At 68.2% G+C, this 16,093-nt stretch carries 13 protein-coding genes; 4 read left to right on the top strand and 9 right to left on the bottom strand.

The features are described 5' to 3' along the window. Positions 1 to 118: 118 nt before the first annotated feature. On the top strand, positions 119 to 1,267 hold the full coding sequence (locus PWF70_RS06395) for a M23 family metallopeptidase (RefSeq protein WP_035754802.1): 1,149 nt from the start codon (positions 119 to 121) through the stop codon (positions 1,265 to 1,267). A gap of 145 nt (positions 1,268 to 1,412) precedes the next feature. Here PWF70_RS06395 and PWF70_RS06390 read toward each other — a convergent pair whose 3' ends face one another. After that, positions 1,413 to 3,923 (bottom strand): UvrD-helicase domain-containing protein, encoded by a 2,511-nt coding sequence (locus tag PWF70_RS06390; RefSeq protein ID WP_006359758.1) that lies wholly within the window; start codon positions 3,921 to 3,923, stop codon positions 1,413 to 1,415. Between the two features lie 194 nt (positions 3,924 to 4,117). Between PWF70_RS06390 and PWF70_RS06385 the strand changes: the two genes are divergently transcribed. Next, entirely contained in the window at positions 4,118 to 5,674 is a 1,557-nt protein-coding gene (locus tag PWF70_RS06385) for a hypothetical protein (protein ID WP_286352904.1), read from the top strand. A gap of 1 nt (position 5,675) precedes the next feature. On the opposite strand, the gene PWF70_RS06380 is transcribed toward PWF70_RS06385, so the two are convergent. Next, a complete protein-coding gene (locus PWF70_RS06380) occupies positions 5,676 to 7,478 on the bottom strand; it encodes a hypothetical protein (protein ID WP_286352903.1) in 1,803 nt (600 codons plus the stop codon). 65 nt (positions 7,479 to 7,543) lie between these two features. On the opposite strand from PWF70_RS06380, the gene PWF70_RS06375 reads away from it, so the two are divergent. Continuing rightward, a complete protein-coding gene (locus PWF70_RS06375; protein ID WP_006867808.1) occupies positions 7,544 to 7,903 on the top strand; it encodes a chorismate mutase in 360 nt (119 codons plus the stop codon). A 73-nt stretch (positions 7,904 to 7,976) separates the two neighbouring features. Beyond that, positions 7,977 to 9,674 (top strand): glucose-6-phosphate isomerase, encoded by a 1,698-nt coding sequence (gene pgi / locus PWF70_RS06370; RefSeq protein ID WP_286352902.1) that lies wholly within the window; start codon positions 7,977 to 7,979, stop codon positions 9,672 to 9,674. Between the two features lie 15 nt (positions 9,675 to 9,689). Here the strand turns inward: pgi and PWF70_RS06365 are convergent, their stop codons facing one another. Genes PWF70_RS06365 through PWF70_RS06335 form a run of 7 tightly spaced genes read right to left on the bottom strand, consistent with a single transcriptional unit; the run spans position 9,690 to position 16,037 of the window. Further along, positions 9,690 to 10,223, bottom strand: a complete 534-nt coding sequence (locus tag PWF70_RS06365; protein WP_241549063.1) for a hypothetical protein — start codon at positions 10,221 to 10,223, stop codon at positions 9,690 to 9,692. A gap of 20 nt (positions 10,224 to 10,243) precedes the next feature. Next, positions 10,244 to 10,762 carry a hypothetical protein gene (locus PWF70_RS06360; RefSeq protein ID WP_127963563.1) on the bottom strand — a complete coding sequence of 173 codons (519 nt, stop codon included), beginning with the start codon at positions 10,760 to 10,762 and terminating at the stop codon, positions 10,244 to 10,246. 34 nt (positions 10,763 to 10,796) lie between these two features. Next, positions 10,797 to 11,546 carry an SDR family oxidoreductase gene (locus PWF70_RS06355; protein ID WP_286352901.1) on the bottom strand — a complete coding sequence of 250 codons (750 nt, stop codon included), beginning with the start codon at positions 11,544 to 11,546 and terminating at the stop codon, positions 10,797 to 10,799. A 30-nt stretch (positions 11,547 to 11,576) separates the two neighbouring features. Continuing rightward, the gene (locus tag PWF70_RS06350; RefSeq protein ID WP_127963565.1) at positions 11,577 to 12,611 is read right to left on the bottom strand and encodes a pyridoxal phosphate-dependent aminotransferase; all 1,035 of its coding nucleotides are present in this window, start codon (positions 12,609 to 12,611) and stop codon (positions 11,577 to 11,579) included. After that, entirely contained in the window at positions 12,608 to 13,633 is a 1,026-nt protein-coding gene (locus PWF70_RS06345; protein ID WP_127963566.1) for a 3-oxoacyl-ACP synthase III family protein, read from the bottom strand. The genes PWF70_RS06350 and PWF70_RS06345 overlap by 4 nt, the downstream gene beginning before the upstream one ends. Next, on the bottom strand, positions 13,630 to 14,295 hold the full coding sequence (locus PWF70_RS06340) for an SRPBCC family protein (protein ID WP_127963567.1): 666 nt from the start codon (positions 14,293 to 14,295) through the stop codon (positions 13,630 to 13,632). Before PWF70_RS06340 ends, PWF70_RS06345 begins: the two co-directional genes overlap by 4 nt. Continuing rightward, a complete protein-coding gene (locus tag PWF70_RS06335; RefSeq protein ID WP_286352900.1) occupies positions 14,292 to 16,037 on the bottom strand; it encodes a thiamine pyrophosphate-binding protein in 1,746 nt (581 codons plus the stop codon). The genes PWF70_RS06340 and PWF70_RS06335 overlap by 4 nt, the downstream gene beginning before the upstream one ends. Positions 16,038 to 16,093 lie beyond the last annotated feature (56 nt).

Below are 16,093 nucleotides of genomic sequence, written 5' to 3'. Positions count from 1 at the left end.
CGATTAGCGGCTTTCTACGGTTGGACTTGCCGCAATCATTTCGTTACCGTCGGCTCTCAGAGTTGGTCACAGAAGGATTACGGACATTACGTCGGATCCGCGGTAGCGAAGAGATGAGGTGGACGATTTGGCGGGACCCGGAGTCTCACGCGGATCGAGCCGCGTCCGATCGGGCGGGTTGGTCGACGACCTCACAGCAGAGGAGATGACCACCATCATCCCCTTCGTCGACGACGACACGGACTACGACCTCAGCGATTACGACTTCGGCTACGAAGCCCCCCGCTCGTCTGCTTCCACCACCCGGACACCGTCCGAAGAGACCACCTGGACCCCCTCGTCCTGGAAGGGCTACTACCGCCCGACCCACTCGGAGATCACCCAGGACATCCTGATCCCCGAGCACGAGTTCGATCAGTACGAACACGACGAGCCGTTCGACGTCGAGGGCGCCGAGCTCGACATTCTCGTCGACGACGAGAACGAGTCCGACTCCGACCTCCGTCCGTTCCGCACCAATCCGGCCGGCCAGCGCGTCCGTCGCCGCGGCAAGCACCGCATCGCGGCCCCGCCGAACGCCCTCAAGGGTGGGCGCGCCGCCCTGATCGCCATGGCGGCCGGCGCAGCCGTTGCCGCGGTCTCCCAGGTGGGTGCCACCGACGACCCGTCGACCACCACCGCCACCACCAACGCCGCAGCTGTCAACGACGCCACGGCCCCCGTCGACCTCGGCCCGGGAGTGGCCACCGCGTCGCCGGTCACCGACCAGATGAACGTCTTCACCGACCAGCTCGGCGTCGGCGCCAAGATGGCCGCCGACGAGGCGCAGCGCGAGGCCCTGGCCCGTCGCCCACTCTTCACCTCGCCGATCCCGCTCGGCAAGTACGACTTCACCTCCGCCTTCGCGATGCGCTGGGGCACCATGCACGGCGGCATCGACATGGCCGCCCCGCTCGGTACCCCGATCCACGCGGCGACCGACGGCGTCGTCATCAAGGCCGAACCGGCCTCCGGTTACGGCCACTGGGTTCAGATCCGCGCCGACGACGGCACGGTGACCATGTACGGCCACATGTCCTCGTCGGGCGTCCTCGTCAGCGCGGGACAGAAGGTCACCGCCGGCGACGTCATCGCACTCGTGGGCAACGAGGGCTTCTCGTTCGGCCCGCACCTCCACTTCGAGGTGTGGAAGGACGGCAACACCAAGATCGATCCGGTGCCGTGGCTCGCCGCCAAGGGCGTCAAGCTCTCCGGCTACACCGGCTAGATCCTCTCTCCGCCATCTGAGGCGTGCGACGCGCTCACGCCCGCCCCGTCGCTCCCTGAAATCACTGCCGGCACGATCACATTGCGATCTGTCCCGGATCAGACCATCCCGGCATGCGGGACCAAACGCAACGTGATCGTGCTGCTCAGAGCTTTTCTCCCGGGATGCCACCTGCGGTCAGCAAGGTGACGCGTCCGGCACTGCCGCCGTAGTCGATGGTGACGCGTTCGGTGGCGCCACTGCCCTCCTTGGCCACGACCTTGCCCATGCCGTACTTGGGATGGTTGTGCCGGTCGCCGATGTCGAGGTGGACCTGCTTGTTGCGTCCGCGGGCCGGGTCGGAGGAGTACGACGACCGGCCGCGACCGAACGACGAACCGCCGCCACTGCCCGAGAACGAGTCGTCGCGACCGAACACGCCGCCCGACGATCCGCCGAAGCCACGTACCGAACGACGCGGCTCGGTGCGCCGCCAGTCGATCAGGTGCTGCGGGATCTCCGGCAGGAAGCGGGATTCCGGATTCGACACCGGCTGCCCCCATGATGCACGGGTCACCGATCGGGTCAGGTACAGACGCTGCTTGGCGCGGGTGATGCCCACGTAGGCGAGGCGGCGTTCCTCACTCAGTTCGTTCGGGTCACCGAGTGCACGCATGTGCGGGAAATGCCCGTCCTCCCAGCCTGTCACGAACACGACCGGGAACTCCAGGCCCTTCGCGGTGTGCAGCGTCATCATCGTGACGACGCCGTCACCCTCGTCGGGCACCTGGTCGGCATCGGCGACCAGCGAGACCCGCTCGAGAAATGCTGCAAGAGAACCGGGTTCGGGTTCACCCTCGCGGTCCACCTCGATGGACGGATCATCGTCCGCCTCCAGATCGACCTGGGCGGCATCGGCGCTGAACTCCCGTGCGACGGCGACGAGTTCGTTGATGTTGTCGAGCCGGGCGCCGTCCTGGGGATCGTTCGACGCCTCCAGCTCGGACCGGTAACCGGTGCGTTCGACGATCGCGTCGACGAGTTCACCGATGTCGGCGGACTCCTCGGTGGCGTCGAGGAAGGCGGTGTCGGCGTCGTCGGTGTCGGATTCGCCGAAGTGCGTGAGGAAGTCGGCGCGCAGGCCCTCGATGAGTTCGACGAAGCCGCCGATCTGCTTGACCGCGCGTGTGTTCAGTAGCGCGACCTTGCCCTCGGCGGCGTCGACGAGCGACTCGTAGAAGCTGCGGCCGGTGTTCTCCGAATGCACGGCGACACAGGCCTCGGCGCGATCGCCGATTCCGCGTCGGGGGGTGTTGAGGATGCGCCGCAGGCTCACCGAGTCGTCGGGGTTGGCGACCACCCGCAGGTAGGCGACCACGTCCCGGACCTCTTTGCGCTCATAGAACTTGGTGCCGCCGACCACCTTGTAGGGGATGCCGTGGCGGACGAACACCTCCTCGATCGCACGGGAGCCGGTGTTGGTGCGGTAGAAGACCGCGATGTCGGAGTACTTGTAGCTCGATGACCCGCCGATCGAGTAGTCGGTGAGTTCCTCGATCTCCTTGGCGATGAACGTCGACTCCTCACGATCGGAGTCGGCGACATAGCCGACGATGAGCTCGCCGTCGCCGGAGTCGGTCCAGAGCTTCTTCTCGCGACGGCCGGTGTTGCGCGCGATGACCGCGTTGGCAGCCGACAGGATCGTCTGCGTCGAGCGGTAGTTCTGTTCGAGCAGAACTGTTTCGGCGTTCGTGAAGTCACGCTCGAACTCTTCGATGTTGCGGATGGTGGCGCCGCGGAAGGCGTAGATCGACTGATCGGCGTCACCGACGACGCACAGTTCGGAGGGTTCGAGGCCGCTCGCGGTGGTCTGCTCCCCCACCAGTTCGCGGATGAGGACGTACTGGGCGTGGTTGGTGTCCTGGTACTCGTCGACGAGGACGTGCCGGAAGCGGCGCCGATAGTACTCGGCGACCTGCGGGTGACGGTGCAGCAACGCGACGGTCTCGCCGATCAGGTCGTCGAAGTCGAAGGCGTTGGCCGCCCGCAGCCGGCGCTGGTACTCGGCGAAGATCTTCGCGATCGTCGCCGCGGTGAAGTCGTCCTCGTTTACCGAGGCCGCGGCCGCGTCGGGCGAGATCAGCTCGTTCTTGAAGTTCGAGATGGCCACCGAGACGCCGCGCGGACTGAACTTCTTCGGGTCCAGGTCGAGGTCGCGGATGATCATGCCCAACAACCGCTTCGAGTCGTCGGCGTCGTAGATGGAGAAGTTGGAGTTCATCCCCTCCAGCAGGCCCGACTGCGCCCGCAGGATGCGGACGCACGTCGAGTGGAAGGTCGAGACCCACATGTAGGCGGCCCGCGGCCCGACCAGGTCGATGACACGCTCGCGCATCTCGGCGGCGGCCTTGTTGGTGAAGGTGATGGCCAGGATCTGCCCGGGCGTCACGTCGCGGGCCGCCAGCAGGTAGGCGATGCGGCGAGTCAGGACCGAGGTCTTGCCCGAACCCGCGCCGGCGACGATCAGCAGCGGCGCGCCCGCGTGGAGGACCGCGGCGCGCTGCTGCGGGTTGAGGCCCTCGAGCAGGCGGGCGACACGGTCGTCGGCGGCAGTCGTCCCCGAAGACGAGGAAGACGTGCGACCGGCGAGGAGAGGGGCAGAAGAAGAGCTGTTCATCGGTAGTCCAGGCTACCCGCCCGCCCCGACACCGCCCCGTCGGCCTTGGGCCGGATGCCCGTCGTCCGATCGCTCGACCGCCCCGTGCGTTGGCACCCGAGACGCAGGGTCCCGCGGCTACGATGACCCGGTATCACTGGTTCGGGGCACCCGTCGATGCGGTTGACAAGCCTCGGCGACCGAAAGAGGCAACCATGAAGAGACCGTCGATTGCCCCCGCCGCCATCGTCCTCGGTGTCGGAGCGCTGGCTCTCGTGGTCGCCCTGATCCTGTCGTTCGTGCCGTTCAGCAGTGCGGGCACGGTCGAGCCCACCGCCGCGTTCCGCGCCCAGAAGAGCCTCGACGAGGTCCTCTTCAAGATGGCGACGAGCCCCGCGGCCAAGTACACCGGCAAGGTCGCCTACAAGTACGACGACGCCCGCGGCGAGGGCACGGTCGAGTTCAGCGATCTCATCGTGACGACGTCGAACTCCGCCGAGGGCACGGTGTCGTTGGGTTCCGAGCAGGGCGAGTACCGCCAGATCAGCAACAACCCGTACATCAGCGCGCCCACCTCACTGTGGAACGAGCTTCTCGTCGCCGACGAGAAACTGAATCTCGACATGGCACCGCTGGACAACAAGTGGGCGTCGACGCGGTTCACCAGCCTCCCCCGCTTCGGCACCATCCTCGGCCCGGACAACCTGGCCGGCGACATCGGCAACGTCGAATCCGATTCCGAACCGCAGCTCGGCGTCGAACTGCCCACCCCGAACAAGGGCACCCCCGACGCCCGCCGCTGGCCGACGAGCGATCCACCCATCGAGTTCATCGGCGACAACAAGGTGAAGATCGGCAGCTGGGAGGTCACCTTCGACCCCGAGTCCAAGAACGTCACCAACGTCAAGGGTCAGTCCAAGCAGGGATCGGCGACCTACGACATCGACACCTCGGTGAGCCTGCAGCCGGCCGACCAGGCGCAGAAGGTGTTCGCCAATCAGCGCGCCCTCGTCGGCGACCTGCAGTCGGCACCGGCGCCGGGCCTGTGGGCCAAGCAACCGGTCGTCACCCCGCGACTTGTAGGCGAGTGCACCACCGCGGCCTGCGCCTACGACTTCACCGTCTCCGGCATCCCGTGGGCCGACGACGTCACCGGCCACTTCAACTACGGCATGACCCTCAACTTCGCCGTCGGCGGTCGTCCCGCGGGCGCGCTGGGCGGCGAGTGCAAGCCGGTCGTGCGCGTCGACTTCGGCCGCACCGCCACGACACGATGCACGGCGACCAACCTGCCGGCGAACTCGTCGATCGGACCGCGGTCGGCCTACACGTACCTGGCCTTCCTGGACACCACCGAGGCCGATCTCAACAAGCTGATCGACGACAACGAGAAGCAGACCAACACCGAGGTCGTGTACGTCCGCACCGGCAACAAGAGCCCCGACCAGGCCCGCTACGGCGCCGGGATCACCGGCCTCCCCAGCTACTACGCGGTGAAGCGCGGCGAGTACCTGTTCGACGGCATCGGCACCGACGGGAATCTGCACATCACTTTCGGTCCGGGCTACTCCGAGCACATCAGCGGAGGCAGCTTCGACCCGAGCTGGGAGGGCACCGAGGTGCTCAAGAAGCAGATCGGCGAGCAGGTCAAGGCCGCCGGCGACGTGAAGGTCGTCTACTTCGTCAACGAACCGCAGGCCGCTTCGGCACTGCGTGCGCTGATCGCCTCCGAGGGGCAGACCGACAACGTCAGCGCCTACTTCTACGAGTAGGTCAGCCCCCGGCGAAGCGCGCCTCGACGGCCTCGCCGACCCGGCCGGCACCGGTGTGGAGTCGTAGGCCTGCGGTCACCGGGCGCACCGAGATCGCGTCGCCGCCGCCGTCGAGGCGGACGTAGATGGAGCCGAGACCCGACCGGACCGGTACGCGCACGGCCTTTCCGCCGTCGAGCTTCATCTCGACCTCGCCGTCGCGGGTGGCGCAGTAACTGAGTGCGACGGTCCACGGCCACGGGAACAGCGGGCCGTCGAGTGCCAGGCGCGTCGGCCCGGAGATCTCCGGCCGGGCGCAGTTGCCGAGTCCCGCCCCGACGAGCCGCCGCTGGGTCACCCCGCCGGGCACCGCATTGCCTGCGGTGTCGAGGACGAGGAGCCGGTCGGTGCTGGTGCCGAACTCCGGCCGCGAGTCGACGCGACCGAAGATGCGGCTGATCTGGTTGTCCGGGTAGACCACCGGTTGCAGGATCTCCAGCGGAACCGACTGGTCCAGCAGCGTTGCGTCGGCGTTGTCGTGCAGGGTCGCGACCGCTGTCTTCAGGTAGTCGCCGGTGGGATTGTCCCGCCACGACGCGGAGAACGACACGAGCGAGACCACCGCCGACACCATCGCGAGCGCGGCGACGACCGGCAGGAGCAGCACGGCGGGCGACTTCTCCTCGGCGGCGTGGCCGCGTTCCGATGCGGGCGCGGTCGTCGACCGGGCACCGACCAGCAGCGCGATCGCGATGGCGAACACGAGCGCGGTGTCCGGGAGGTACCGCATGTGCTGGGCGAGGGCGACCGCGGTCTCCGGGCTCGACCGGTTCCACATCACCGGGATCTGGGCGGCCACCGCGTACAGCACGGCGAACGCGATGATCGGCACCGCTCCACGCCTGCGGGTGACCGCCCACCACGTGACCGCCGTCAGCACCAGCCAGCCGGCGACGATCATCCAGGTCGCGGGAAAGCCGGTGGGCGGGCTCGGCGTCCACCGGTCCCACTCCCACGGACCACCCACCAACGAGGGCACGATGGCGTGGTTCACCGACCGCCACACCAGTCGCGCGGTCTGGCCGACCGAGTGGTTGCCCGCGAACGGATCGGCGGTGACGAAGTACACCACGACCCAGAACGCGGTCACCGTCGCGAGCGAGGTCCACAGCTCCCGACCGGCGCGCAGGGTCGATGTCAACGCGGTCCGTCCGGCGCCGCTCGCCAGCACCGCGGCGACGAAGGCGACCGGGAGGATGAACAGCGACTTCTCGAAGAAGGCCAGCGCGACCACGAAGACCACCGTCGACCGAATCCACACCGCGCGGCGTCGTGCCGGGTCGATGTCGTCCCGCGCGAGTCCCACGGCGTCGGCGACGATCCAGGCCAGTGCCGCCTGCATCGGCAACGTGTTGAGGCCCGATGCCCACCATGCGAAGGCGGGCACCGTCATCGGGCTGAACAGATAGAACGCCAGCGCCACCAGAGCACCGCCGCGGGCCGCGGGTGCGATGACGCGGATCATCCGCCACACCGCGACCGACGCGATCGCCTGCAGCGCGATCAGCGTCAGCGCCGGCAGCACCCAGTTGACCGGCGCCAGCCACGTGGCCACTCCGGCCAGCAGGAAGGCCGCCGGCATGAAATGGCCGTCGTGGCTGTGCCCCAAGTACTCCCAGGACAAGATCGGATTCGACGAGGCCCGGGCGATCAGCACCAGATCGTCCCAGTAGAAGTCGCCGGTCGCGACGAGCCACCCCCGGATGATCAGCTGTCCGGCGATCAGGGCCACCGCGATCATCGACATCATGCGCGCGTTGAGCATGCGCTCCAGTGTCCATGTCGTGGGCACCGGCGGGCCGGGGAGGTGCACCGTGGCAAAATCAGGCCGTGACCGATCGCAGCCCGAGCTCCGGATCCGACGAACCCCAGCAGTCGACTCCGACTTCCTTCGAGAACACGATCGATCTCGAGAAGTACCAGCTGACCTCCGACGTCGACGACCTGCCGGACGACATCGACGAGCTGCGCCTCGAGATCGACCGGCTCGATGCCGTCATCCTCGGTGCGATCAAACGACGCTCGGCGGTCTCGAAGAAGATCGGCGCCGCGCGCATGGCGTCGGGCGGTCCGCGACTCGTGCACAGCCGCGAAGTGAAGGTCATCGACCGGTTCGCCGAACTCGGCAAGGAGGGTCACACCCTCGCGATGCTCCTCCTCCGACTCGGGCGGGGCCCCCTCGGTCGCTGACGCGATCGCGAAGTTGTGCCGACGGTGTGACGAGCGTCGCGGCGGAGACGCCGACCACATAGGGTTGGGTGTCATGAGCACGCAGGCACCCGGCAGCGACTTCACCGGCACCGACCACGGCGACATCACCGCAACGCAGTCCTGGCAGGCTCTCGCCGCGCACCAGCCGCATGTGTACGCGATGCATCTGCGCGAGGTCTTCGCGATCGATCCCGAACGCGGCCGCGAACTGACCGTCGACGTCGGCGATCTGCACATCGACTACTCCAAGCACCGGGTGACGCGGGAGACGCTCGAACTGCTGATGAGCCTGGCGCGCGAGGTCGGGCTGGAGGAGAGCCGCGACGACATGTTCGCCGGCGCGCACATCAACACCTCCGAGGACCGCGCCGTGCTGCACACCGCTCTTCGTCTTCCCGCCGATGCGACGCTCACCGTCGACGGACAGGACGTCGTCGCCGACGTGCACGAGGTCCTCACCCGGATGGGCGAGTTCACCGACCGTCTCCGTAGCGGAGAATGGAAGGGCCACACCGGAAAACGCATCACCGATGTGGTGAACATCGGCATCGGCGGATCGGATCTCGGACCCGTCATGGTGTACCAGGCGCTGCGCCACTACGTCGACGCCGGCATCCGGTGCCACTTCGTCTCGAACGTCGATCCCGCGGACATGGTCGGCACCCTCGACGGTCTCGACCCCGAGACCACCCTGTTCATCATCGCGTCGAAGACCTTCACCACGCTCGAGACGCTGACCAACGCGGCCGCCGCGCGCAGCTGGCTGCTCGAGGCCCTCGACGCCGGGACCGAGGCGGTGGCAAAGCATTTCGTCGCGGTGAGCACCAACGCCGATGAGGTGGCGAAGTTCGGGATCGACACCACCCACATGTTCGGCTTCTGGGATTGGGTCGGCGGACGCTACTCCGTGGACTCGGCGATCGGCCTGTCGGTGATGGCCGCGATCGGCAAGGAGCGCTTCGCCGAGTTCCTCGACGGCTTCCATCTCGTCGACGAGCATTTCCGCACCCAGCCGCTGGAACAGAACGTGCCGGTCATCCTGGGCCTGATCGGGCTCTGGTACAACAACTTCTGGGACATCGCCACCCGGGCGGTCCTCCCCTACAGCAACGACATGGCCCGCTTCGCCGCCTACCTGCAGCAGCTGACCATGGAGTCGAACGGCAAGTCGGTGACCGCGAGCGGGCACCACGTCACCACCGACACCGGCGAGATCTTCTGGGGCGAGCCAGGAACCAACGGGCAGCACGCCTTCTATCAGTTGCTGCACCAGGGCACGCGGATCGTCCCGGCCGACTTCATCGGGTTCGCCGAGCCCACCGACGACCTACCCGCCGGACCCGACGGGTCGGGGTCGATGCACGACCTGCTGATGAGCAACTACTTCGCGCAGACCAAGGTGCTCGCCTTCGGCAAGACCGCCGACGAGATCGCCGACGAGGGGGTGCCCGCACAAGTGGTGGCTCACAAGGTCATGCCGGGCAACCGTCCCAGCACCTCGATCCTCGCTCCCCGTCTCACGCCGTCGGTGATCGGTCAGCTGATCGCGCTGTACGAACACCAGGTCTTCGTCGAGGGCGCCATCTGGGGGATCAACCCGTTCGACCAGTGGGGTGTCGAACTCGGCAAGACCCAGGCAAAGGCGCTGCTGGGCACCATCACCCAGTCCGACGCACCCCAGGACGACGACGATTCGTCGACGAACGAGCTGGTCGCCTGGTATCGCAGGCACCGGGGTCGCGCGGTCTGATCTCAGGTACGGGAACTACTTCCAGTAGTCCTCGTCGAACACTTCGTCGGGGATCTCGTCGCCCGGTTCGACGCCGAGTTTCTCGAGTCGTCCCATGATCGCGGCGGCGGTGGCCACGAAGGTCACGAGATCTTCTGAGTCGACCGATCTTTCGGCCGGATCACCGCCGAGGAACTCGTACAGCGCCGGCGGTACGCAGGCGCCCATGTCGAGTGCGCGGGTTCCCGTGGCGGTCCGCCAGGCGTCGAAGCTCGCCACGTCGACGGCTTCGGCGACCTCGCCCGTCCGAACCGCGGCCAGGACGTCGTCGAGGGTCGCCAGCTCACCCGACGATCCGCTGGACGCGTCGAACCCGAGTACCGTTTCGGCGTCGACGGACTCGTCCTCGGCGAGGGTGAAGTAGACGACCCCACGCCAGTCCGAGGCCAGCGCCTCGATGTCGGTCCGTCCGAAGATGTCGCCCAGCAACTCGCTGACCTGCTCGCGACGGCGACTCCCGAACAGCTGGAATGCGCCCGACGCCACGATCTGTCCCTGCTTGTTCGCCACAGACCGTCACCTTACGCACGTCAGTCGTCGATGCCGAGCACGACCACGCGGCCTGTCGACGGCGACAGATACACGGTCGCCCGCCACTCGTCCGACGAGAACGCGTCGTCGAGGTGCGGGCCGCCGACGAGGTCACCGGTGGGTACGAGGTCGCGCACGTCGGCGGCCACCGACACGGGCGCCGGCACCGGTTCCGCGTGGTACTCGTCGGCCCAGGCCGTGGCACGGCCGGGTCCGACGTCGACGACGGCGTCGAACCAGTACGTCGTGGGGCCGGGCACCCGCTCCGAGGCGCCCGGCGCGGACCCGAGGGTTCCGGCGGCCCAGCCGTCGACGTTCCCGTCGGCCAGCAACGGGAAGCGGCGCGCAACCGGTTCGATGTCCCGGCCGGGACCCGCGGTCACGACCTTGGCCCCTTCGGACGCGGTCGTACTCGGTCGACGGTCGACGGGCGCGTCGGCCGAACAGCCGGCCATCGTGAAAGTCACCGCGGCGACGGCGAATACAGCCGCCGAACGTCGGATGAGGCGCGGGAGCATTCCGCCACGCTAACCCGCAGCATGGCCCCGGGGCTCAGATCATCCGTCGACTGATCGACCCCGGCAGGTACTTGAGGGCCGCCGCGATCGGCGTCCACGGCCAGGCGGGGACCGGTGCCCAGGCCTTCTCGGCCTCGATCGCGGCGACCATGGCGTCGACGCCCTTGTCGGTGTCGACCATCAGCGAGGTCTTCACGCCCCGGTTGATGTCGGTCTCGATGTAGCCGGGCGCGACGATCGAGACCGAGATCGGTGAGTTCGCGAACTCGGCCTGCAACCCCTGCCCGAGCGCGGTGAGACCGGCCTTCGACGCCGAGTACGCCGCCTGGGCCTTGGGCATGCCGCGAACACCCGAGATGGAGCTGACGAGCACGAGGTGACCGCTGTTCTGTTCGCGGAAGATCTCGAGCGCGGCTTCGGCCTGCGCGAGCGCGCCGACGAGGTTGGTCTGCACGGTCTCGACGTTGGCGGCTGCCTTACCGGTGCCGATCGGTGCGCCCTTGCCGAGGCCGGCGTTGACGACGACGCGATCGAGGCCGCCGAGTTCGTCGGCCAGTGCGCGGAAGACGACCGGTACGGCGTCGAGGTCGGTCACGTCGAGCTGTGCGATCGCGACCTGAGCCGCCGACGGGCGGAGTTCGGTGGCCAGGGCTTCGAGGTTGTCGAGGCGTCGCGCGGCGAGCGCCAGCGAACGCCCCTCGGCGGCGAATCGTCGGGCCATGCCCTCGCCGAGTCCCGAACTCGCACCGGTGATGAGGATCTTCTGCCGTGTCGTCGCGGTCATGGACCCGAACCTACCGGCATCGGCCCCCGGCTACGCGGACCGCGACGTCAGGCGCAGTGCGCCGAGGACCTGATCGGTGCCGGAGCGGTCGCCCACGGTGATGCGGGTTCCGGCCGCGCCGCACTCCTTCACCGCGACCCCGATCCCCCGGAGTATCCGTCCGACGGCCACGCCCTCCGCGCCGGGGAGGAAGACGAAGTTGGCGTGGCTGGGCACGACGCGGACGCCCAGGTGCGCCAGCAAGGCGGTCAATCGCTCCCGCTCACCCCTCATGGAGCGGACTCGTTGTGCCAGCTCGAGTTCCGCGTCGAGCGCGACCGGAACCGCGGCCATCGCGGCGCGACCGACCGCGAACGGCACCTCGTGGCCGCGCAGCTCGGTGATCAGTTCGGTGGAGCCGATGCCGTATCCGACGCGGAGCGCCGCCAGACCGTACGCCTTCGAGAAGGTCCGCAGCACCACGACGCCGGGGTTCCGGATCAGCCGGTGGAGATCGGACGCCGTCTCGCTGAACTCCACATACGCCTCGTCGACGACGGTCATCACGTGAGGTGGCACCGCTCCGAGAAATCGGTTGAGGTCGCCCCCGTTCACCACGGACCCGGTCGGGTTGTGCGGCGAGCAGATCACCACGACCGCAGTCTCTGGTGTGATCGACGCGAGCAGTCGGTCGAGGTCGACCGCGCCGGCGTCGTCGAGGTCGACCGCGTCGAATCGCATCCCGACCATCCGCGCGAGGATCGGATAACCGTCGAAGGTCGGTGTGGAGGTGAGCAGTGCGGGTGTCGCGATGCCGGCGTCCGCGGCCCGACGGACCGCACACTGCAACGCCGACAGTGCAACTCCGGTGGCACCCGGCCCCACCGTGACCCGTTCCGGTACGACCCCGAGATGGCAGGCGATCTGCCCGCGCGTCCGGTCCGGCAGGAAGTCGGGATACCGATGGGACTCGAGGATCTCGTGCTGCAGGGCTGCCGCGACCGACGGCAGCGGCGGGTAGGCCGATTCGTTGAGATCCAGGCGGAGACTCGGCCAGGTCGCCCCGCCGGCGAGCGGCGGGCTCATGGCCGGCCGGCCCATCTCATCGCGGCCGCCCCGGAGAAGTCGCCGGCGTGGGCGAAGGCGGCCATCATCACGACGTCGCCCTCGCCGATGCGTCCGTCGGAGATGGCCGCGTCGAGCGTGACCGGGATGGCGACGGCGAACAGGTTGCCGCATTCGTCGAAGGTGTCCGGGTGATGGCTGTCCGGGAGTTCGAGTGCCTCACGCCAGTTGCGCAGGAAGATCCGGCTGGGCTGGTTGGTCACGAACCAGTCGAGGTCCGACGGCGAGATGCCGACCTCGTCGGCGACCTCGATGGCGACCTCGGGCACCATGCGGTTCCCTCGAGCGAGCACCTTCGCGATCTTGGAGTCGGTGAACCCGATGTGCATCTGGCCCGATCCGGCCTCCCAGTACTTGCGCGGCGGGTCGGAGACGCCGGTCATGTCACCGGAGTACTGGCCGAACGAGTGGCAGCGGAGACCCAGGATCGGACTCGCGTCGACGTCGTCGATGGTCAGGACGGCCACCGCCGCACCGTCTCCCGGGATGGCGGCCTGCGCCTTGCCGCGGACCTGCTCCTGGGTGAACACCTGGCCCGCGCTGTTCTGCGCCAGCCCCAGCAACGCCTTGTGACCTCCCCCGGCCCGCAGCAGGGCTTCGGCGATCTGAATCATGAAGATGAACGCGGCACACCCTCCGTTGTGCACGTCCAGCACCGTCGACGGCCGGATGCCGAGCCGGTGGGCCAGCTCCCCGCCGCATCCGCGCACAGGTACTTCGGGCAGCTGGCTGTGGGTCAGGACCACGTCGACGTCGTCGAGGAAATCGTCGCCGTGCCGCTCCAGCAGATCGCGCGTCGCCGAGATCATCATGTCCGCCGACGTCTCCCCGTCCGCCGCGTGATGACGGAATGCCGGTGCGCGGAACATCACGTTGTCCGCGAGGGTGTCGTCTTCCGCGTACTGCGCGTAATACGCTGCGGGAACGACCTTCTCGGGTAGATAGGTGGCGAGGTCGACGAGGCTGACCGGGTTCGGTGTCATGATCGCATCCATTCTGGGGTGAGCGGGAGTCCGTTGCGGTGCCGGTATTCGGCGATGGCGGTGAGGTTGTCGAGTTCGATCTGGTGGCCGGGGGCGAAGGTGTCCCAGAAGTCCCCCACCCACACCGGGCGATCGGGCGGGGCGGTCTCCGGGAAGGGGTTCTCGTCGTAGAACGGGTGATGGCAATTCACCCACAGCACAACCGAACCGGGCTTGTCGAAGACGACCTGCGCGTCGACGACCCGCATCAGGTAGATCATCCACAGGTGACGACCCTGGTCCCATGCGCAGTGGTAGTCGACCGTCATCGCCTCGGGCGAGGCGATCGTGCGGACGTAGATCTCGGTGTCGGCTCCCAACCGGTCCTGCGCGACCCACAGTCCCGGTTCCTCGGTCTCGGTGAATCCGCGGAGGCTGTAACTCCATTCCTCCAGCGACCGGGTGTGGGAGAGCCAGTCGAACACTTCCCGGGGCGGGGCGTCGACGTAACCCTGTATCGGGCAGAAGTCACCGTAGATCTGGTCGTGCGGGTACACGGACCGCAGCTTGTCGAGGACGAGGGGCGTCGCGATCGGCCGCGGATGCGATTCGATGCGGACGAGACCGGCGAGGGTCGAGGCATCCTCGCCGAGGTCGGAGAGGGCGGTTGGTAGCACTGTCATGACTGTCCTTTCGGGATGAGCGGGGCGAACGGTGGGATCTCGTCGGGATCGACGTCGACGACGAGACAGTTGGGGCCCGGCTGCGACAACAGCTCGATGGCCGCCGTGCGCACGGACTCGGGATCGGAGGTACGGGCGACGAGGAGGCCGTCGAACATGGCGGCCAATCCGCCGGCCAGGTCACTGGGTCGAAACCTGTTGACGCTGGGCGTGTTCGGGAAGAAGAGGTGTTCCCGGGTGATGCACATCGCGTGCGCGTTGTTGTTGAGCAGCACGAGGGTGACGGGGGCGTCGTGTTCGACGGCCGTGTGAATCTCCATGCCGTGCATGAAGAAGGCGCCGTCACCGGCGATCACGACGGTACGTCTCGGCTGTCCGTCGGTCATCGTGGAGCCCACCGCCTCGCGGATGGCATTGCCGACACCGGCCGCGATCGCGTATCCCATGCCGCCCATGCCCAGCGCCACCACGAACCGGCCGTGACCGAACGGGAGATGATGGATGGCTGCGGCTCCGGCGTTGCCGGCGTCGGCGAAGACCGGGGTGTCCGGTGGCAACGCGCGCCCGATCTCCTCGATCGCGGTGCGCATGTCCAGTCCCGATCGGCCTGCCGGCACCGTCAGGTGGGTCACCTCGACCGCCTCACACGGACGGTCGTGGCCGAGGCGTCGTCGAACCTCACCGGCGAACCGTGCGATCGCGGCCGCGAGGTCGGTGCACCGCACATGGTCGACGTCGCCGGGCATCCGCGGCGGCTCGGACCCGAGGTGGACGATCCGGAGCTGCCCCAACGCCTCGTCGAGGCCGGCGCGATCGGTCATCGTCATCCGACACCCGAGGACGAGGCAAAGATCCGCGTCGGCGACGGCACGATGCGCCGACGGATGCCCCATCACCCCGGTGACGCCCGCGCATCCGCCGCCGTCCCGGAGCAGGTCACGGCCGCCGGGAGCTGCGACGACGACCGCACCAAGCGCGGCGGCGAGAGCCTCGACCTGCGGACCGACGCCCGCGCGGGAGGCCTCGTCACCCACCCAGATCACCAGCCGGGCATCGGATTCCGCGAGCTCGCACAGGCTGTCGGTCAGGGCGAACAACGCCGGCCCCGGTGCCTCGACGTCGTGGTGTACCCACTCCCCTGGATGCAGCTGCCGCAGTTCGGGGGCCGGCGCGGACTGGATGTCCTTGGGCAGCAGGACGGCCGCCGGCAGGCCCCGGTGGAGCGTGGCGAACGCCGTCGCCAGCGCGGCGGGCACCTCACCGGCGTGGCCGACGACCGAACACGAACCCGTGACGGCCGACAGGACACCCTTGATGTCGACCGTGTCGGGCGGCGCGAGCATGTCCTGGAACGCTCCCCGACCGACCAACGACGATGGCGCGGTCCCGATGAGTGCGAGAACCGGCACCCTGCTGTCGTATGCCTCGGCGAGGGCGGGGACGACGTTCATCGCCCCGCCACCCGAGGTGGTCATCACGATTCCGGGCGTACCGGACATCCGGGCCGTCCCGTCGGCCATCGCACCGGCGGCGAACTCGTGTTTGGCGACGACGGCCGTCATCCCCGGAGCCCGCGTCGCGGCGTCGTACAGGTCTTCGATGTTGGCTCCGTGCACCCCGAACGCGACGCTCATCGACGACGAGATGAGCTGTTCCACAATGTATTCGGCCACGGTAGGGGTGGCGGCGCGTCCGGTGCCGGCGGGGGCTCCCCGGTGCCTGCGATCTGCGGTCAAGGTCATGCCGACAACTCTGCGACCCCGAACCTGAAGAACCGCTGAAGTAGTACACCGATCGA

Source organism: Gordonia sp. Swx-4, assembly GCF_030316175.1.
Taxonomy (GTDB): domain Bacteria; phylum Actinomycetota; class Actinomycetes; order Mycobacteriales; family Mycobacteriaceae; genus Gordonia; species Gordonia alkanivorans.
The sequence above is the reverse complement of the archived record's forward strand: the minus strand, read 5'-3'. Positions and strand labels throughout refer to the sequence as shown.